General features: G+C 68.6%; 17 protein-coding genes and 3 tRNA genes. 9 read left to right on the top strand and 11 right to left on the bottom strand.

Annotated elements, in window-relative coordinates:
• Positions 1-4 precede the first annotated feature (4 nt).
• From A5650_RS16160 to A5650_RS16155, 3 genes are all read left to right on the top strand, one after another.
• Positions 5-78: transfer RNA gene (locus A5650_RS16160), tRNA-Ile, on the top strand.
• A gap of 16 nt (positions 79-94) precedes the next feature.
• Positions 95-223 carry a hypothetical protein gene (locus A5650_RS27540; RefSeq protein ID WP_286150380.1) on the top strand — a complete coding sequence of 43 codons (129 nt, stop codon included), beginning with the start codon at positions 95-97 and terminating at the stop codon, positions 221-223.
• Positions 214-286: transfer RNA gene (locus tag A5650_RS16155), tRNA-Ala, on the top strand. The genes A5650_RS27540 and A5650_RS16155 overlap by 10 nt, the downstream gene beginning before the upstream one ends.
• A 23-nt stretch (positions 287-309) precedes the next feature.
• On the opposite strand, the gene cwsA is transcribed toward A5650_RS16155, so the two are convergent.
• Positions 310-750, bottom strand: coding sequence for a cell wall synthesis protein CwsA (cwsA, locus tag A5650_RS16150; RefSeq protein ID WP_067293419.1), 441 nt, complete (start codon positions 748-750; stop codon positions 310-312).
• Between the two features lie 106 nt (positions 751-856).
• On the opposite strand from cwsA, the gene A5650_RS16145 reads away from it, so the two are divergent.
• Positions 857-1384, top strand: coding sequence for a peptidylprolyl isomerase (locus tag A5650_RS16145; protein ID WP_067293416.1), 528 nt, complete (start codon positions 857-859; stop codon positions 1382-1384).
• 9 nt (positions 1385-1393) lie between these two features.
• On the opposite strand, the gene A5650_RS16140 is transcribed toward A5650_RS16145, so the two are convergent.
• Positions 1394-1816, bottom strand: a complete 423-nt coding sequence (locus A5650_RS16140; RefSeq protein ID WP_067293411.1) for a PH domain-containing protein — start codon at positions 1814-1816, stop codon at positions 1394-1396.
• Positions 1817-1970: 154 nt separating this feature from the next.
• Complete coding sequence (gene crgA / locus A5650_RS16135) at positions 1971-2234, bottom strand: cell division protein CrgA (protein WP_067087535.1); 264 nt, start codon at positions 2232-2234, stop codon at positions 1971-1973.
• Positions 2235-2324: 90 nt separating this feature from the next.
• Between crgA and A5650_RS16130 the strand changes: the two genes are divergently transcribed.
• Complete coding sequence (locus A5650_RS16130) at positions 2325-3110, top strand: DUF881 domain-containing protein (RefSeq protein WP_067293406.1); 786 nt, start codon at positions 2325-2327, stop codon at positions 3108-3110.
• 67 nt (positions 3111-3177) lie between these two features.
• A complete protein-coding gene (locus tag A5650_RS16125; RefSeq protein ID WP_067293402.1) occupies positions 3178-3864 on the top strand; it encodes an aminodeoxychorismate/anthranilate synthase component II in 687 nt (228 codons plus the stop codon).
• Here the strand turns inward: A5650_RS16125 and pknB are convergent.
• The 7 genes from pknB to A5650_RS16090 all read right to left on the bottom strand — a co-directional run bounded on the left by pknB (position 3842) and on the right by A5650_RS16090 (position 13630).
• Complete coding sequence (gene pknB / locus A5650_RS16120; protein WP_067293397.1) at positions 3842-5719, bottom strand: Stk1 family PASTA domain-containing Ser/Thr kinase; 1878 nt, start codon at positions 5717-5719, stop codon at positions 3842-3844. The genes A5650_RS16125 and pknB overlap by 23 nt on opposite strands.
• On the bottom strand, positions 5716-7059 hold the full coding sequence (locus A5650_RS16115; RefSeq protein WP_067293394.1) for a protein kinase domain-containing protein: 1344 nt from the start codon (positions 7057-7059) through the stop codon (positions 5716-5718). The genes pknB and A5650_RS16115 overlap by 4 nt, the downstream gene beginning before the upstream one ends.
• Positions 7060-7105: 46 nt before the next feature.
• Positions 7106-8581, bottom strand: a complete 1476-nt coding sequence (gene pbpA, locus A5650_RS16110; protein ID WP_067293391.1) for a D,D-transpeptidase PbpA — start codon at positions 8579-8581, stop codon at positions 7106-7108.
• The gene (locus A5650_RS16105; RefSeq protein ID WP_067293388.1) at positions 8578-9990 is read right to left on the bottom strand and encodes an FtsW/RodA/SpoVE family cell cycle protein; all 1413 of its coding nucleotides are present in this window, start codon (positions 9988-9990) and stop codon (positions 8578-8580) included. Before A5650_RS16105 ends, pbpA begins: the two co-directional genes overlap by 4 nt.
• Complete coding sequence (locus tag A5650_RS16100; RefSeq protein WP_067293383.1) at positions 9987-11576, bottom strand: PP2C family protein-serine/threonine phosphatase; 1590 nt, start codon at positions 11574-11576, stop codon at positions 9987-9989. Before A5650_RS16100 ends, A5650_RS16105 begins: the two co-directional genes overlap by 4 nt.
• Positions 11573-12040: an FHA domain-containing protein FhaB/FipA gene (locus tag A5650_RS16095; RefSeq protein WP_067293380.1), complete on the bottom strand. Its 468-nt coding sequence runs from the start codon at positions 12038-12040 to the stop codon at positions 11573-11575. The genes A5650_RS16100 and A5650_RS16095 overlap by 4 nt, the downstream gene beginning before the upstream one ends.
• 129 nt (positions 12041-12169) lie before the next feature.
• Entirely contained in the window at positions 12170-13630 is a 1461-nt protein-coding gene (locus tag A5650_RS16090; RefSeq protein WP_067293376.1) for an FhaA domain-containing protein, read from the bottom strand.
• A gap of 258 nt (positions 13631-13888) precedes the next feature.
• Here A5650_RS16090 and A5650_RS16085 point away from each other — a divergent pair.
• A tRNA-Leu gene (locus tag A5650_RS16085) sits at positions 13889-13971 on the top strand.
• Between the two features lie 115 nt (positions 13972-14086).
• Positions 14087-15262, top strand: a complete 1176-nt coding sequence (locus A5650_RS16080) for a DUF7373 family lipoprotein (RefSeq protein ID WP_067293372.1) — start codon at positions 14087-14089, stop codon at positions 15260-15262.
• Here A5650_RS16080 and A5650_RS16075 read toward each other — a convergent pair.
• Positions 15246-15848 (bottom strand): TetR/AcrR family transcriptional regulator, encoded by a 603-nt coding sequence (locus A5650_RS16075; RefSeq protein ID WP_067293370.1) that lies wholly within the window; start codon positions 15846-15848, stop codon positions 15246-15248. The genes A5650_RS16080 and A5650_RS16075 overlap by 17 nt on opposite strands.
• A gap of 51 nt (positions 15849-15899) precedes the next feature.
• Here A5650_RS16075 and A5650_RS16070 point away from each other — a divergent pair, with 51 nt between their 5' ends.
• Positions 15900-18179, top strand: a complete 2280-nt coding sequence (locus A5650_RS16070) for a molybdopterin-dependent oxidoreductase (RefSeq protein WP_067293368.1) — start codon at positions 15900-15902, stop codon at positions 18177-18179.
• Positions 18180-18188: the final 9 nt, after the last annotated feature.

Below are 18188 nucleotides of genomic sequence, written 5' to 3'. Positions count from 1 at the left end.
GTACGGGGCTATAGCTCAGGCGGTTAGAGCGCTTCGCTGATAACGAAGAGGTCGGAGGTTCGAGTCCTCCTAGCCCCACGGAAAGGTTCACACCATGAGGCGGGTGCTGTTGATCGCCACGGCGATCGGCGTCGTAGTCACCGTCGCCGTCTGGCGCTCGCGCCACGGCATCGAGGTGTGGCATGTGGCGCCCGATGCGCCGCCTGCGGACCAGGGGCCTTAGCTCAGTTGGTAGAGCGCTACCTTTGCAAGGTAGATGTCAGGAGTTCGATTCTCCTAGGCTCCACTCCCACTCCCCCGCCCTGAATCTCAGGGTTTCGGCGACACTTCCACACTCGGCGGCAGCGGCGAGGGGTCCGGCTGCGTTGACCGCCGCACGATCGAGAACGCCACCGCTCCCCCGGCCAACACGACGACGCCGGCTGCGGCGATCACCAGCCGACGCCTGCGCTGCTTGGCCTTCGATGCGCGGGCCGGTACGGCGCCCAGCAACACCTGCGAGACGGCCTCCTGGGCCGCGGCGAGCTCCTGCGTGATGGTCTGTTGCGCAGTGGCCAGGTCCTCGCTCAGCTGAGCCTTGATGCGGCCGCGCCGATATCGGTCGCCCACCCAGGACGCCGACGATTGAGCACCGTTGAGCCCCAGCGCCAGAGCGCCCCGGGTGACGTCGACGGGCCCGACCGCCGTGAACTTCAGGCCGCGGCTCAACCGCTGGGCGGGGCTCATCCGGATCTCCGTCTTAGCGCTCATGGGCGTACCTTTCTCGCGGCCGGGGTGCGACCACAACAGCCTGCCATCTAGCCGAACACACCGGTGCCGGATGGGCGCCGAACGCGGCGTGGCACACTGACATCCCGTGACGAGCCCCATTCAGACAGCGACCGCGACCCTGCACACCAACCGCGGCGACATCAAGATCGCACTCTTCGGTAACCACGCGCCCAAGACCGTGGCCAACTTCGTCGGCCTGGCCCAGGGCACCAAGGACTACAGCGGCGAGAACGCATCGGGCGGCACGTCCGGACCCTTCTACGACGGTGTGGTCTTCCACCGTGTGATCGACGGCTTCATGATCCAGGGCGGCGACCCGACCGGCACTGGCCGCGGCGGCCCGGGGTACAAGTTCGAAGACGAATTCCATCCCGAGTTGCAGTTCGACCGGCCCTACCTGCTGGCGATGGCCAACGCCGGGCCGGGCACCAACGGCTCGCAGTTCTTCATCACGGTCACCAAGACCCCGCACCTGAACCGCAAGCACACCATCTTCGGTGAAGTCGTCGACGCCGAGTCGCAGAAGGTGGTCGACGCCATCGCGACGACGGCGACCGATCGCAGTGACCGACCGACCGACCCCGTAGTCGTCGACTCGATCACCATCGCCTGACCGAAGCGGTCAGGAACGCGGGCCGGCGTAGCCGGCCTCGGTCAGCGCGTCGAGTACGTGCAGCGGATCGGTGCCCAGATCCCAACGCGTGAACACGATCAGGTCGCCGCTTTCGGTGTCGATCTCGAGTAGCCGGACTTTGCGGGCCAAGCGGCGGAACTCAGTGATCCGGATCACTTTGATCTCGCTGCGCGGCAAAATCTTCGTGCCGAACCAACCGCGGTTGACGAGGGCGTCAGGTTTGATTGCCAGCTTCGGCCGCGCGCGCCACGAGAAGATTGCAAACAAGATCAAACCCACCCCGGCAACTCCCCCAAGGAGGCGGCCCGGAGGGTCTGTGATCAGGCTCACAGCGATGGTAGCCAAGATAATTCCGCCTATGCCGCACGCTGCGATGCCGACGGCGGGAGGGCTCCATTGAGTTTGCTGCACGGCTCTTCCACACCCTTTCACCGCGGGGTATGCGGTTATCCACAAGTGCTATCCCCAATGGGGATGAATCACAACCGTGTGAGTTGATTTCCCGGAGGTTGCTAGCAGGGTAACGCGGAGCAACGGGGTTGAATTCATTCCAGCGACGGGGATCTCAGCGCCACCGCATGGTGAGCAACAGACCGGTGATCATGAAGGCAAACGCGATCGCGTAGTTCCACGGCCCCAGTTCCGCGAGGAAGGGGATGGCCGACGACGCGAGCTGGAACACCAGCAGCCACACCAAGCCGATCAGCATCAGGCTGACGAACAGCACGACGAACCAGGTGCTCGACGGCCCGGCTTTGACCTTGACGGGCGTGCGGCTCACCTGGTTGGCGGTGAAGTCGTTCTTCTTGCGGACCTTCGACTTGGGCATGGGTACCTTCGGGACAACTGAGTGCGACGATGTACTGACGAGCCTAACGTAGGACCGGCACCGCAGAGTCAAGGAAGCCAGGTAAGGCAGTTGCAGGGGTCGCATCGCCCGAAGCAGGCGACACACGAGCAGAGCCGACGCTCGACGGTGTGGCGATACGGCGTGCCGGTGGTGTGTCTGCTGGCCGGCCTCCTACTGGCCGCCACGCACGGTGTCTCCCGGGGCGGCGAGATCCGCCGCAGCGACTCCCCCCGCCTGGTCGACCTGGTCCGCGAGACCCAGCAGTCGGTGGACCGGCTCGGCGCCGAACGCGATGCCCTCGTATCGACCATCGACAGCCATCACGGGGGCAGCCCGGGCGCCGACGCGGCCTTGGCGGCCATCACCAGTCGCGCAGCACGCCTGTCGGCCGAGGCTGGGCTGGACCCGATCCGGGGGGCCGGGCTCATCGTGCGGCTCAACGACGCGCAGCGCGACGCCGAGGGCCGGTTCCCGCGCGACGCCTCCCCCGACGACCTGGTGGTGCACCAGCAGGACATCGACGCCGTTCTCAACGCGCTGTGGAGCGCGGGCGCAGAGGGCATCCAGATGCAGGATCAGCGGATCATCGGTACCTCGGCGCCACGATGCGTCGGCAACACCCTGCTGCTCAACGGGCGCACGTACAGCCCGCCCTACGTCATCACCGCGATCGGCGACGCGTCCGCCATGCAGGCGGCCCTGGCGGACGCTCCCCTGGTCAACCTGTACCGCCAGTACGTGGTGCGGTTCGGTCTCGGCTATGCCGAAGAACCCCAGGCATCGGTCGAACTGGTCGGCCACAAGGAGCCCGTGCGGATGCGGTTCGCCAAGCCGGCAGGCCCGATCGGCTACTGACCTCTCTGTGGTGAGCGGACTGGGTGCGACCGGGTACGTGCGCGCCCGCAACCAGTAACCTGGGCGGATGCAGGTCTTGGTCGTCGACAACTACGACAGCTTCGTGTTCAACCTGGTCCAGTACCTCGGTCAGCTCGGGGTGCAGGCCCAGGTGTGGCGCAACGACGACGACCGCCTGGCCACCGATGCCGACGTCGCGAAGGCCGCCACTGATTTCGACGGTGTGCTGCTGTCGCCCGGCCCGGGCACGCCCGAGCGTGCGGGCGCGTCGATCCCCCTGGTGAAGGCATGCGCGACTGCGGGCACCCCGTTGCTGGGCGTCTGCCTCGGTCACCAGGCCATTGGTGTCGCGTTCGGCGGCACCGTCGACCGCGCACCCGAACTGCTGCACGGTAAGACCAGCGTCGTCCACCACACCAATTCCGGTGTGCTGCTGGGTCTTCCGAACCCCTTCACCGCGACGAGGTATCACTCGCTCACGATTCTGCCGGACACGGTTCCGGATGTGCTCGAGGTGACCGCGCGGACCGAGGGTGGCGTGATCATGGGGGTGCGGCACGTCGAGGTGCCGATCCATGGCGTGCAGTTCCATCCCGAGTCGATCCTGACCGAGGGCGGTCACCGCATGCTTGCCAACTGGCTGGGGTACTGCGGCGCGGCACCGGCCGAGGCGCTGGTCCGCCAGCTCGAGGATGAGGTCGCGGGGGCCATCGCGGCCGGCCGCCACGCCGCTACGACGCGAAGCTCAGCGTAATCGTCGCGCCGAAATTCACGCCGGTGCCCGGTGACGGGTTCTGAGTCACCACCGCGTTGGTTCGCTGACCGCTGTTTTGCACGTCGGCGCCCTTGTCCAGGAAGCCGGTCCAGCCCAGCGCCCGTAGCCGCGGTTCGGCGTCGGTCCAGAACATGCCGCGCAGGTCGGGCATCACGAACTGGTTGCACGCCGAGAGCTGCAGCTGGATTGGCGAGTCGACCGCCGACTCCTGACCGGCCGGCGGCAGCGTGCCGATGACCTGTCCGCACGGCTTGGGGCTGTCGACCTGAACCGGCACCACGTTGGTGAAGCCGGCGGCGGTCAGGATCTGCCGCGCCGGTTCCTCCGTCTGGTTCTCGACGTTCGGCACGGCGCGGGTCTGCGGGCCCGAGCCCAGGATGATGGTGATCTCGTTGGTGATAGCCGACGTCTGGTTGGCCGGCGGGTTGGTGCCGAGCACCTTGTCCTTCAGCTCCGGCGTCGACGGCGACGACGAGGACTTGAACTTCTCGAAGCCGGCCTCTTTCAGCTTCTCGGTGGCCTCGGAGTAGCTCAGGTTCTTCACGTCGGGGATCTCCCGCTGCTCCGGACCGGTCGAGACGTTGAGGGTGATCTCCTCCCCCGCGTCGACCGAACTGTCGGCGCTGGGATCGGTGCTGATGACATGGTCGGGAGGCACCGTCGAGTCGGGCCGCTGATCCGTCCTGGTCTTGAAACCGCGGTTCTGCAGTTCAGCGATGGCGTCGGCCGACGCTTGGCCGCTGACGTCGGGCACCTCCACGCTGCGGGTGCTTCCGCCGAACATGTTGATCGCGACCGTGACCACGACGGTCAGGATGGCCAGCACCGCGACCGCGGCCAGCCAGCGTCCGACCGAGCCGCGCCGGTGGCGCTCGGCGTAGTCGGCGGCGGGAACCGGCGGCATCGGGTCGATCGGTTCGGTGCGCTCGTGCGGCGCTGGCGACGACAGCAGTGAGCTGCGCTCGGCGTCGGTGAACACCTTCGGCGCCTCGGGCTGCTCGCCGCTGTGCACGCGGACCAGGTCGGCGCGCATCTCGGCGGCGGTCTGGTACCGGTTGTCGGGATTCTTTGCCAACGACTTGAGCACCACCGCGTCCAGTTCGGGGCTGATCGCGGGGTTGCGCTGCGACGGCGCGACGGGATCTTCGCGGACGTGCTGATACGCCACCGCCACCGGCGAGTCGCCGATGAAAGGTGGCTCCCCCGTGAGGATTTCATACAGCACGCAGCCCAGCGAGTAGACGTCGGAGCGGGCGTCGACCTTTTCGCCACGGGCCTGTTCCGGCGACAGATACTGTGCGGTGCCGATCACGGCGGCGGTCTGGGTGACGCTGTTCGCGTCGGCCAGCGCGCGGGCGATGCCGAAGTCCATCACCTTCACCGCGCCGGTCTTGCTGATCATGATGTTGGCCGGCTTGACGTCGCGGTGGATGATGCCGTGCTGGTGGCTGAAGTTCAGCGCCTGGCAGGCGTCGGCGATCACCTCGATCGCCCGGCGCGGCTCCATCGGTCCGTCGTTGTGGACGATGTCGCGCAGCGTCACACCGTCGACGTACTCCATGACGATGTAGGGCAGCGGGCCCTGTGGGGTCTCGGCCTCGCCGGTGTCGTAGACCGCGACGATCGCCGGGTGGTTGAGGGCGGCGGCGTTCTGGGCCTCGCGGCGGAACCTCAGATAGAAGCTCGGGTCGCGGGCGAGGTCGGCGCGCAGCACCTTGATCGCGACGTCGCGGTGCAGCCGGACGTCGCGTGCGAGGTGGACCTCGGACATACCGCCGAAGCCCAGGATCTCGCCCAGCTCGTAGCGGTCGGACAAATGTTGCGGGGTCGTCATTGCAATGTCTGTTCTGGAGCCGAAAGCCGCTGGTACGGCTCCTGTGCCGGGGGCGACGCCGGTACCAGCGGCATTGCCGGTGACGTCATCGCCTGCGGTGTGGTTACCCCTGATTGTTCCCTACCACCGTCGCTCCCTTCGCGGATGGTCCGGTCGGGAAGCGCCTCGGGGGTCTCGAACGGCGTCGTCTCGGTGATCGTGTTGGTGATCGTCGGCGGGGGTGTCTGCTTGTCCTGACGGTCCTGGGCGTTGAGCACGATCAGGATCGCGATGATGATCGCCAGCGCGCCCAGCACGCCCGCGGCCCACAACAGCGCGCGCTGGCCCGACGAGAACGTACGCCGCGGCGGAGGCGGCCGGTGGCTTCCGCTCACCGAGCGCGGGCGCGCAGTCGTGGCCGGGGCACGTCCGGTCATCTCGGCGGCGGCGCGGGCCTGGGTGGCCGACGGCACGGCGGTGGGGGCCGCCCGGCCGATCGAGGGGGCGGCGTTCGGTCGTGGTGGGCGGCGCCCGGAGCGCACCGCAGCCACCGCGTCGGCGAACGCCCCGCCGGAGCGGTACCGCATACCGGGGTTCTTGACGAGGGTGATCTCGATCAGCTCGCGCACGTTGGGCGGCAGATCGGCGGGAAGTGGCGGGGGAGTCTCCTTGATGTGCTTCATCGCGACCGTCAGCGCGCCGTCGCCGGTGAACGGCCGCTTACCCGAAACCGATTCGTAGCCAACGACTCCCAGCGCATACACATCGCTGGCGGCGGTGGCGTCGTGACCGAGCGCCTGCTCGGGGGCGATGTACTGAGCGGTGCCCATCACCATGCCGGTCTGGGTCACCGGGGCGGCGTCGACGGCCTTGGCGATGCCGAAGTCGGTGAGCTTCACCTGGCCCGTCGGCGTGATCAGGATGTTGCCGGGCTTCACGTCGCGGTGCACCAGGCCCGCGCTGTGGGCGACCTGCAGGGCGCGGCCGGTCTGCTCGAGCATGTCGAGCGCATGCCGCAGCGACAACCGGCCCGTCCGTTTGAGGACGGAGTTCAGTGGTTCGCCGTTGACGAGTTCCATCACCAGGTAGGCGGTGCGCCCTTCGCCGTCCATATCGGTCTCGCCGTAGTCGTACACGCTGGCGATGCCGGGATGGTTGAGCATGGCGACGGTGCGGGCCTCGGCGCGGAACCGCTCGACGAACTCGGGGTCGGTCGAGTACTCCGCCTTGAGCACCTTCACCGCGACCCGGCGACCCAGCCGGGAGTCCACGGCCTCCCAGACCTGTCCCATGCCGCCGGTGGCGATCAACCGCTGCAGCCGGTAGCGCCCCGACAGCGTCACTCCCACGCGAGCCGTCATACGGCCCCCCGGGCGTGAGTCCTGCGGAGCGTCCGCCGTGCGCCGGTCATGAGCCCTCCCGCAGGGCCGCGGCGATCGTGGCCCGGCCGATCGGAGCGGCGAGTTCGCCTCCGGTTGCCGACAGCCTGTTACCGCCGTTCTCGACCAGCACCGCGACCGCCACCTTGGGGGCCTGGGCCGGGGCGAAGGCGATGTACCAGGCATGCGGAGGGGTGTTACGAGGATCGGTACCGTGCTCCGCTGTGCCGGTCTTGGATGCGATCTGCACGCCGGCGATGGCTCCCTTCTGCTGAGTCACCTGCTCGGCGGCGACCATCAAGTCCGTAAGTGTATCCGCGACCTGCTGCGACACCGCCCGGCGCTCTTCCTGCGGCGCCGTGGTGGCGATGTTCGAGAGGTCAGGTCCCTTCAGGTTATCGACCAGATAGGGCTGCATCGCCACCCCTTTGTTGGCGATGGCCGCGGCGATCTGTGCGTTCTGCAGCGGGGTCAGCGCGACATCCTTCTGCCCAATGCTCGACATGCCCAGGGCGGCGGCGTCCGGGATGGGCCCGACCCGCGATTCGACCACCTGAAGCGGGATGGGCGGCGCGGGGGCGTCCAGACCGAAGGAGCGCGCCGTCGAGCGCAGCGCGTCGGCACCGGTGTCGATGCCCAGTTCGACGAAGGCGGTATTGCAGGATCGGGCGAACGCCTCCCGCAGTGACGTGGTGGGGGAGCCACCACAGGACGCGCCGCCGAAGTTCTCCAGTGTTGCGGTGCTGTCCGGCAACGGAATTCGCGGTTGGGCGGTGAGCTGCGTGTTGACCGTCGCGCCGCGCTGCAGCGCCGCAGCGGTGGTGACCACCTTGAACGTCGACCCCGGGGGATAGGTCTCGGAGATCGCGCGGTTGAGCAGCGGCGAGTTCGGATCGTCGCGCAGCCGCTGCCAAGCCTGGCTCTGCGCCTCCAGGTTGTGGGTGGCCAACAGGTTCGGGTCGTAGGACGGCGACGACACCATCGCCAGGATCTTGCCCGTCGACGGCTCGATGGCCACCACCGAGCCCGTGCACGGGCCATCGCAGCCGTCCTCCATCGCATCCCACGCCGCCTGCTGCACCTGCGGCTTGATAGTGGTGTCGACGTTGCCGCCGCGTGGGTCGCGCCCGGTGAAGAAGTCTGCGAGTCGACGGCCGAACAACCGCTCGTCGGAGCCGTTGAGTATCGAGTCCTCCGCGCGCTCCAGCCCGCTGCTCGAGTACTGCAGCGAGTAGAAGCCGGTGACCGGCGCATACGTCATCGGGTTGGGATAAACCCGCAGGAAGCGGAACCGGCCGTTCGTGGACACCGAATACGCCAGCAGCTGGCCGCCCGCGGAGATCTGCCCACGCTGGCGGGAGTACTCGTCGAGCAGCACACGCTGGTTGCGCGGGTCCGAGCGCAACCCGTCGGCGGTCAGAACCTGCGTCAGCGTGGCGTTGCCCAACAACAGCACGATCAGGGCCATGATCGTGACGGCGACGCGGCGCAGCGAGGTGTTCATACCTTCTCGATCACCTCGGTGCTGGCCGCCGCGATCGGAGTGGGGGTCTGCGGTCCGGCGATGATCGGGCGGCGGGCCGCGTGCGAGATCCGCACCAGGATCGCCAGCAGCGCGTAGTTCGCCAGCAGCGACGAGCCGCCGTAGGACAGCCACGGAGTGGTCAGCCCCGTCAGCGGTATGAGCTTGGTGACCCCGCCGACGACGATGAACAGCTGCAGCGCCAGCGTGGAGGCGAGGCCGGCGGCCAGGAGTTTCCCGAAGCTGTCGCGAACGGCGATCGCGGTGCGCAGGCCGCGGATGATCACGATGGTGTACAGCATGAGCACCGCGGCCAGGCCGACCAGGCCGAGCTCCTCGCCGACGGCAGCGATGATGAAGTCGGTCGACGCAGCGGGCACCGTGCCCGGCTGACCGTTGCCGAGGCCGGTGCCGAATATCCCGCCGGTGGCGAAGCTGAACAGCGACTGCACCATCTGGTAGCCGGCGCCGTCGGGATCGGCGAACGGGTCGAGCCAGGTCTTCACGCGCACCTGGACGTGACCGAAAAGATGGTATGCCGCAACGCTTCCCGCGGCGAACAACGTCAGCCCGATGACGACCCAGCTGAACCGGTCGGTGGCCGCGTAGACCAACACCAGGAACGACGCATACAGCAGCAGCGAGGTGCCGAGGTCCTTCTCGAAGATCATCACGCCGACGGACGCGATCCACGCAGCCAGCAGCGGCGCGAGGTCGCGCGGGCGGGGCAGATCCATGCCGAGGACGTGCTTGCCCGCGCTGGTGAAGACGTTGCGCTTGGACACCAACACGGCGGCGAAGAAGATCAGCAGCAGTATCTTGGAGAACTCGGCGGGCTGAATCGAGAAGCCCGGCAAGCGAATCCAGATCTTCGCGCCGTTCTGTTCAGACATCGCGCGCGGCAGCACGGCGGGGATGACGAGCAGGACCAGACCCGACAGGCCGCAGATGTAGCCGTAGCGGGCCAGGAGTCGGTGATCACGCAGGAAGATCACGATGAGCGAGAAGCCGACGACGCCGAGCAGCGTCCACAGCATCTGTTGATTGGCGGTGCCGCCCAGCCCGCCCTGGGACAGCTCGCCGTCGGCGAGGTCGAGACGGTGAATCATCACCAGCCCCAAGCCGTTCAGCAGCGCGACGACCGGGAGCAGCAGGGGATCGGCGTAGGGCGCGAAGCGCCGGATGGCGAGGTGCGCGCCGCTGAACAACGCCATGTACGCGACGGTGTACTGCGCGAGGTCCCAGTGCACGCCCTGCTCCTGGTTGGCCTCCACGAGCAGCAGCGCCAGCGTGGTGATCAGGGCGGCGAAGCCGAGCAGCAGCAGTTCGGCGTTGCGCCGGTTCGGAAGTGGCGGCGCGACGGAGACGGCGGACTGCGGCTGTGTCGTCATGACACTTCCCGGCACGTGGTCCCCGGCTCGGGCGGCGGCGGAGGCAGCGCGGTGACGGTCGGCGACGGCGGTGGTTTGGGCGTCGGCGACTCGGGGCCCTCGGGCGGTGGCGGCGTGCCCGGTTCGGCCCGCGGAGATTCCGGTGCGGGTGACGGCGGCTTGGGCGCGGGCGACGGGGGAGGCGGTGTCACGGTCCGCGGGGTCTCCGGCGCCGGGGTCTCGTCCTCGCCGCGGGGCGGCGGATTATTAGGTACGCCAGGCGAATTCGACGGCGCCGGGCTGTGCGGCACCGCGTTGGTACGCGGCGGCGGAGGCGGCGGTGCGCAGATCGGCAACAGCGAGTCGCGCGCCAGCTGGTTGATCTGGGTGATCGCCTGATCCTCCGACCCCGTCGGCAGCCCCGCGATGACCTGACGCTGCTCGGAGGGCTTGAGGTCGCCGACCTTGAGCAGTTGGCAGTCGCGAGGCTCCTGGCCGGGGTTGATGAGGGTCAGGCCGTTGCGCTCGGTCAGGCAGCCCTGTCGGTACGGCTCCTGCAGCGGGTATCCAAGCACCGATCCCGGCACACCCCGCATGATCGAGACGACGCCGTCGTGGGCGGCGACGTAGAAGTTGCTTCGGATGATCTCGCGGCCGACGGCCAGCCCGGCCAGGATGACCAGGACCACAAGCGCGGCGGCGATGAACATTCGCCGCCGCGACTTGGGCGGTCGCGGCGGTTCCTCCGGTTCCGGTAGCGCGCGCTTGGTTTCGTTGCGACGCGGGTTGAACGCCGACGCGCGACCGGCCGCGGTGTTGGGCGGCGGCTGATCGTCATCACCCGATACCGCTCCAGCGATGATCGGCTGGGTCTGTCCGTAGTCGTAGGTGCTGTTGTCGACGACATCGGCCACCACGACGGTGACGTTGTCGGGGCCGCCGCCGCGCAGGGCCAATTCGATGAGCCGGTCGGCACTTTCGGCGACATCGGGGATCTGCAGCGCTTCGAGGATGGTGTCGTGGCTGACCGGATCGGACAGGCCGTCGGAGCACAGCAGGTACCGATCGCCGGCGCGGGCCTCGCGCATGATCAGCGTGGGCTCGACCTCGTGGCCGGTCAGCGCGCGCATGATCAGCGAGCGCTGCGGGTGACTGTGGGCCTCCTCGGCGGTGATGCGGCCCTCGTCGACGAGCGTCTGGACGAAGGTGTCGTCCTTGGTGATCTGGGTCAGCTCGCCGTCGCGCAGCAGATAACCCCGCGAGTCACCGATGTGCACCAGGCCAAGTCGGTTGCCCGCGAACAGGATTGCGGTCAGCGTGGTGCCCATGCCCTCGAGCTCGGGGTCGGCTTCCACATGGGCGGCGATCGCGGAGTTGCCCTCGCGAACCGCCGCGTCGAGCTTGCTGAGCAGATCACCGCCGGGCTCGTCGTCATCGAGATGCGCCAGCGCGGCGATCACCAACTGCGAGGCGACCTCGCCCGCGGCGTGACCGCCCATGCCGTCGGCGAGCGCGAGCAGCCGGGCACCGGCGTACACCGAGTCCTCGTTGTTCGCCCGGACCAGGCCGCGGTCGCTGCGCGCGGCGTATCGAAGCACCAGTGTCACGGGCGCAGCTCGATTACCGTCTTGCCGATCCGAACCGGCGTGCCCATCGGAACGCGTACCGCCGTCGTCACCTTCGCCCTGTCGAGGTATGTGCCGTTGGTCGATCCTAGGTCTTCGACGTACCACTCCGAGCCTCGCGGCGACAGCCGCGCGTGGCGCGTCGAGGCGTAGTCGTCGGTGAGCACCAAGGTCGAGTCGTCGGCCCGGCCGATCAACACCGGCGCAGTACCCAGCGTGATGCGGGTGCCCGCGAGCGCGCCCTCGGTGACCACCAGATGTCGTGGCACATTACGGCGAGCCCGGTTGGGGAGCAGCGAGGCGCGCAGCGGCAACCCGCGACGGACCATGACCGAACCGGTCGGGGCGTAGAGATCCGTGCGTAGGATCCGCAAGACCGACCAGATGAACAGCCATAGCAGCAACAGGAATCCGACGCGCGTCAGTTGCAGTACCAACCCCTGCATCTGACGTCCTCTCCGTCTCCATCCCGTTCAGTCGCCTAGGCAACGCAGCCAGCCTCGGCACCGTCACGATACTTGGGCGGTTACCGACATGAGGGGGAAGCGACCAGCTTCTCCGCCCCCGGCCGACGCTCAGTGCACTCGGACGATGATCTCGGAGTGGCCCAACCGGATCACGTCGCCGTCCGCGAGCTGCCACTCCTGGACCGGCGCGTTGTTCACCGTGGTCCCGTTGGTGGAGTTCAGGTCGGACAGCAGCGCGACCTGACCGTCCCAGCGGATCTCCAGGTGGCGGCGCGAGACTCCCGTGTCGGGCAGCCGGAACTGCGCGTCCTGACCGCGGCCGATGACGTTGGTGCCCTCACGCAACTGGTAGGTCCGGCCGCTGCCATCGTCGAGCTGCAGCGTGACGGTCGCACCGCCGGCCGCATAGTCGCCCTGGCCGTAACCGCCGTATCCGGCGGGCTGACCGTAGTCGTAGCCGCCGCCTGCGGGCTCGGCGTAGCCCGGCTCGGCGTATCCGCCGGGCGCATCGCCGTACCGGCCGTAGTCCGGCGGGGCGCCGTAACCCTGATCCTGTCGCCCGTAGGGCTGGCCGCCGTAGCCGCCCTGGTCGGGGTAGCCGCCCTGATCCGGATAGGAGGGCCGGGGCTCGGGACGGCCGTAGCCGCCCTCCTCATGCCGGCCGGGGGCCGGGGGACGGCCGTAGTCGTAATCACCCGCGGGCGCGCCGCCGTAACCGGGCTGACCGCCCGGCGGCGGACCGTAGCCACCCGGGGCCTGACGGTAACCCTGGTCGGGGTAGCCACCCTGCTGCGGCGGGGGGCCGTATCCGGCCGGGGGGCGCTGCTCGTAGGACGGCGGCGGATAACCCTGGTCGGGGTAACCGCCCTGATCCGGGTAGCCGCCCTGGTCGGGGTAGCCGCCCTGGTCGGGGTAGCCGCCCTGACGCGGGGCGTACGGATCGCCCTGCGGGGGATAGCCGCCCTGCTCGTGCGGAGGGTACTGGCCGCGGTCGTCCGGGCGGCCGTACCGGTCGTCCTGCGGACGGTCTTGGGGACGGTCTTGGGGACGGTCTTGGGGACGGTCGTAGTACTCGTCGGCGGGCCTCCCCGGCCCCTGGCCGCCGCGGTAGGTCGGGTTGTCGCTCATCGGTGGTACTCCTGATTCTGCGCTGGACGCACGTACATGAGGTGGTGGGGCGGGTTCGCCATTGGTCGAGTCGGGATTGACCGCTCCACGCGCGCGAAACTGTCCGGTGTGCAGGGTGGGTGATTGTTCGAATCTGACGACCACATCACCATACGTTTGCCACCCCTGCTCACGGATGTATCCCTCCAAGTGCTTGGCAAAAGTCGCTGACGTGAGGTCTGGGTCGGCGCTCACCTTCTGATAGTCAGGCACACTGAGGGTAATGACGTAGTCGTTTGGTGCCAAAACCTGACCGCCGAGTACTTCGCGCGCGCCGGTGTCGGCCTCCCGGCGGAGCATCGCCTCGACCTCCTGCGGGACGATCGATCCGCCGAACACGCGGGCGAAGGCGTCACCGACCGTCGACTCGAGCTTGCGCTCGATGCGGTCGACTAGACCCATGTCACCGCCCGCCTCACTCGTCGTCGTCCGTCGGCCCTGCTCATAGCCGCTGTGCCTGCGTGTCATCTGGCCACAATGCTCATGTGCATGGTATCGGCCAAGCGCCGCGTTGCGGGACCAACAGAACTCTGAGAATCAGATCGCCGCAGCTCAGCGCGGCGGATCACGATCAGCCGAACGCAGTGGTGGGAGCCGCACGGGGCGGCCGGTACGGTTGGGGAGCGGGGCGCCGTGCGTGATAGGCTCCCCCGGTTGTTGGGGCGAGTGGCGGAATGGCAGACGCGCTGGCTTCAGGTGCCAGTGTCCTTCGGGACGTGGGGGTTCAAGTCCCCCTTCGCCCACAAGCAATGGAGACGAGCCACCGGTTTCGGTGGCTCGTCTCATTTCTATGAAGTCCGCCCGCGGCGTCGGCACGCCTGGAACTCACGCTCTGTCGGCGCGGGTAATTTTGCCGGCATGCGGAACGCGATCCTTGCGCTCATCTCTGTCGTCGCGCTGCTCGCGACGGCGTGCACATCGACCGTCGAGGGATCCGCCGTGCGAGCGTCGGGTCCCGCGCTCGACTTCGACCAGCTGGACCCGGGCCGGTTCCCCACGGCACCGCGCGATCCGCTGGGCGTCGCCGGCGACCCCATGCTCGGCGTGGTGCTCGAAGGGCAGCGACTGGCCAACCACGTCATCGGGCCGTGGGAGGTCGACCCGGCGATCAAGGACTGGTTCGGACTCGGAGCCATGGTGCTGCCCCGTGCCGAGGCGATGGCCGCGATCGGCCCGATGAACGTCGCCGCCGCGGCGGCCCGGCATGACTTCGTCACCGGTTTCGCCACCACGCGCACCGAGAAGAACAAGCAGATCCTGCTCAACGCGGTGCTGCGCTTCGCCGACGATCGAGCCGCCAAGGCCGCAGCCGATGACATGGGCGACGCGGTGTCGCAGCCTCAGGGCCCCGACGGGCCGTCGCCGAAGATGGACATCCCCGGCCATCCCGAGGCGCGCGCCAGCAGCCACACCGGATCCGATCGCAACATCGGAAAGTTCGGCGCGGTGCGGTCGTTCACCGCGCATGGACCCTACGTGCTGATGCAGCTGGCGCAGGCGACCGCGGGCGTGGACGCCGCCGCCCGGCTGGTCACCAAGAGCATCGACATGCAGGCCTCGGAGATCGACAAGTTCCGCGCCACCGCCCCCGACGAACTGGCCGACATCTCGATCGATCCAACCGGCCTGCTCGCCCGCACCCTGCCGCTCGACGGTCGCGACCCGACCTTCACCAAGGGGGGCACGTACGAACGGCGCGGCGCGCTGCACTTCCAGTCCGATCCCGTCCGATCCGACAAGCTCTTCGCCGACACCGGCGTCGATCTCGTCGCGATGGGCGGCACGACGGTTTACGAGTCCGAGGACGGTGCGGGGGCCGAGGATGTTGTCGAGGAGTTCGCCGACGAGGTGTCGGCGACCGCCAAACCGGCCAACCCGGTCCCAGACATGCCGGGCAGTCGATGCCTGCGCACGGACGACGGAGGCTTCTACTGCCTGGCCACCGCCGACCGCTACACCATCGAGACCAGCGCCCCGACTTTGCTTGCGGCGCAACAGATGACGGCCGCGCAGTACATCATGCTGATGAGCTAGCCAGCACCCCGCCGAGCACCAGCGCCGCCAGTTCCTCGGCGGCTGCGTCGACGTCCTTGATGCGGCGCACGCAGACGGCGTACCAGCTGCCTCCGGCGATGACATCCATGATCGTGTCGGCGCCGATGCCGGATCGGGCGACACCGTCGGCGACCGCGGCGGCCACCCGCTCACCGAGCTGGCTGCGCGCCGTCGCCTCCAGGCGATCGCTGAGCACGCGGCGCATTCCGCGGTCGGAGCGCAAATCGCTGAGTAGACCCGGAATCGCCTCGCGCACCGCGGGATCGGCATACATGGCCAGCGCCCCGCGACACAGCCGGGTGATCTCCTCGGCGAAGTCGTCGGCGGGCCGTTCCGGGCCGAGGTCTGGGAACACCGCCTCGTGGACAAGGTGCGCTTTGGACCGCCAGCGGCGGTAGACGGCCGGCCTGCTGACGTTAGCCGTCGTCGCGATCAGGTCGATGGTGGTGTTCACGTAGCCGCGTTCGGTGAGCAGCCGCCGCGTCGCGGCCAGCACGTCGGCGTCGATGGACGGATCACGACGGGAGCCCTGGCGCCGGCGCCGCGGCGCAACGGTGTCGGCCATTTGCGTCCCTTCACCACGTGTTGTCGTTACAGTGTGTCACAACAAAAGGCGATGCCGAACGCGGATGAGGAGGGCAGCGTGACCGCAGATCTCACCACGCCACTCGCCGCGCCGGGAGACGACGGCCGGCACCTGTACACCTGCCCGCTGTGTGAGGCCATGTGCGGGTTGGAGATTCACGTCGACGGCGGCCGCGTCGCCGGCATCCGCGGCAACCCCGACGACACCTGGAGCCGCGGACACATCTGCCCGAAGGGCGCGACGCTGGGCGCGGTGCACGAGGATCCCGACCGGATCCGCCGCCCGCTGATCAAGGTCGACGGGCAGTGGCGGGAGGTGAGCTGGGACGCCGCGTTCCGGCGATGCACCGAGCTGCTCGCGCCGGTGATCGAGAAGTACGGCATCGGCGCGGTCACCTGTTATACGGGAAACCCACTCGCACACTCGTTTTCGCTGGGCCGCTACACCGGTGTGCTGTTGGGAATGTCCGGTATCCCGCTGAGCTACTCGCCCGGCACGGTCGACCAGTGGCCGAAGAACCTGTCGTCGCACCTGATGTACGGCGGGTGGTGGTCGTTTCCCGTACCCGACATCGCACGCACCGACCTGCTGGTGATCATGGGTGCCAACCCCGCCGCCTCGCAGGGCTCGCTGCTGGCCGCGCCCGACGTGATGGGCATCATCGACTCGATCCGCAAGCGCGGCAGGGTGATCGTGATAGACCCCGTCCGCACCGCAACCGCGGGCAGGGCCGACGAGTGGCTGCCCATCACCCCGGGCACGGACGCCGCGCTGCTGTTGGCGGTCGCGCACACGCTGTTCGCCGAGGGCCTGGTGTCGCTCGGGCGCTTGGCCCCGCACGTCGACGGGCTGGAGCGGATGCGCGAGGTGGCCGCGGACTGGCCGCCGGAGCGCGTCGCCGCGGTGACCGGAATCGACCCCGAGCGCATCAGGGGGTTGGCTCGCGAGCTTGCCGGCACCGAACGCTCGGTCGTGTACGGCCGAATCGGGTTGTGCAACCAGGAGTTCGGCAGCCTGGCCAGCTGGCTCGTGGACGTCGTGAACATCCTCACCGGACACTTCGACACTCCCGGCGGTGCGATGTTCCCGCGGCCCGCCGCATGGTCGGTGACCGTGCAGCCGATCCCCGGGCTCGAGGACGGCGCCCCGGAGTTCGGCCGCTTCCGCACCCGCGTGCGCGGCGCCAAGGAGGTGCTCGGGCAGGTGCCGGTGTCGTGCCTGGCCGAGGAGATCGCGACGCCGGGGGAGGGGCAGATCAAGGCGTTGATCACCGTGGCCGGCAACCCGGTGCTGTCGACGCCCGCCGGTCACACGCTCGACGAGGCGCTGCCGATGCTCGACGCGATGATCGCGGTCGACATGTGGATCAACGAGACCACTCGGCACGCCGACGTGATCCTGCCCGCGCCATCGCCTCTCGAGCAGCCCCACCACGACGACCTGATCCTCAACTTCGCGATCAACAGCATCGCGAACTACTCGCCGCCGGTATTCGAGCCCGAGGACCCCAACCGGCCGCAGGAGTGGGAGATCCTGATCCGGCTCACCGGCCTGTGCGCAGGCACGCCGGCCGAGGATGTCGACGTCACCGCGATCGACGACGGCTTCTTCGATTACATGGCCTTCACCCAGGGCCTCGACGGTGCCGAGATCCGCAAGCATTACACCCACGGCGGCCCCGAGCGCATCCTCGACCTCACGTTGCGCACCGGGCCGTTCGGTGACCGCTACGGGGAGAACCCGGACGGTCTGACGCTCGAGAAGCTCAAGGCGCAGCCCAACGGCGTCAACCTCGGGCCGATGGTGGCGCGGGTCCCCGAGGTGCTCGGCACCGCCGACCAGAAGATCCGGCTGGCTCCGCAGTACCTGCTCGACGACCTGCCCCGGTTGGCTGCGCGCCTGGACCGTGCGCCGGACGAATTGGTGTTGGTGAGCCGACGGCACCTGCGCTCCAACAATTCCTGGCTGCATAACGTCGTGCCGCTGATGAAGGGCCGCGACCGGTGCACGCTGCTGATGCACACCGACGACGCGGTCAAACGCGGCGTCGCGACCGGCGACCTCGTGCGCGTGAGCTCGGACGGCGGGCAGATCGAGGTGCCGGTCGAGGTGACGGACGCGATCAAGCCCGGCGTCGTCTCGATGCCGCACGGCTGGGGCCACGGCAAGCCCGGCACGCGGATGTCCGTCGCCAATCAGGCGCCCGGCGTGAACACCAACATCCTGTCGCCGCCGACGTTCGTCGACGAACCGTCCGGCAACGGGGCACTCAACGGCATCCCGGTGACCGTCGTCGCTGCGGTGACCTGACAAGATCGG

This window comes from Mycobacterium sp. 1164985.4 (assembly GCF_001668575.1).
Lineage (GTDB): Bacteria > Actinomycetota > Actinomycetes > Mycobacteriales > Mycobacteriaceae > Mycobacterium.
This window is presented reverse-complemented; position numbering and strand designations above follow the sequence as displayed.

Bases quoted from the DNA above. Each gene is read 5' to 3' on its own strand.
- A5650_RS27540 (WP_286150380.1), top strand. From the start codon at position 95: ATGAGGCGGGTGCTGTTGATCGCCACGGCGATCGGCGTCGTAGTCACC.
- cwsA (WP_067293419.1), bottom strand. From the start codon at position 750: ATGAGCGCTAAGACGGAGATCCGGATGAGCCCCGCCCAGCGGTTGAGC.
- crgA (WP_067087535.1), bottom strand. From the start codon at position 2,234: ATGCCCAAGTCGAAGGTCCGCAAGAAGAACGACTTCACCGCCAACCAG.
- A5650_RS16125 (WP_067293402.1), top strand. From the start codon at position 3,178: ATGCAGGTCTTGGTCGTCGACAACTACGACAGCTTCGTGTTCAACCTG.
- pknB (WP_067293397.1), bottom strand. From the start codon at position 5,719: ATGACGACCCCGCAACATTTGTCCGACCGCTACGAGCTGGGCGAGATC.
- A5650_RS16115 (WP_067293394.1), bottom strand. From the start codon at position 7,059: ATGACGGCTCGCGTGGGAGTGACGCTGTCGGGGCGCTACCGGCTGCAG.
- pbpA (WP_067293391.1), bottom strand. From the start codon at position 8,581: ATGAACACCTCGCTGCGCCGCGTCGCCGTCACGATCATGGCCCTGATC.
- A5650_RS16105 (WP_067293388.1), bottom strand. From the start codon at position 9,990: ATGACGACACAGCCGCAGTCCGCCGTCTCCGTCGCGCCGCCACTTCCG.
- A5650_RS16095 (WP_067293380.1), bottom strand. From the start codon at position 12,040: ATGCAGGGGTTGGTACTGCAACTGACGCGCGTCGGATTCCTGTTGCTG.
- A5650_RS16090 (WP_067293376.1), bottom strand. From the start codon at position 13,630: ATGGGTCTAGTCGACCGCATCGAGCGCAAGCTCGAGTCGACGGTCGGT.
- A5650_RS16080 (WP_067293372.1), top strand. From the start codon at position 14,087: ATGCGGAACGCGATCCTTGCGCTCATCTCTGTCGTCGCGCTGCTCGCG.
- A5650_RS16075 (WP_067293370.1), bottom strand. From the start codon at position 15,848: ATGGCCGACACCGTTGCGCCGCGGCGCCGGCGCCAGGGCTCCCGTCGT.
- A5650_RS16070 (WP_067293368.1), top strand. From the start codon at position 15,900: ATGCCGAACGCGGATGAGGAGGGCAGCGTGACCGCAGATCTCACCACG.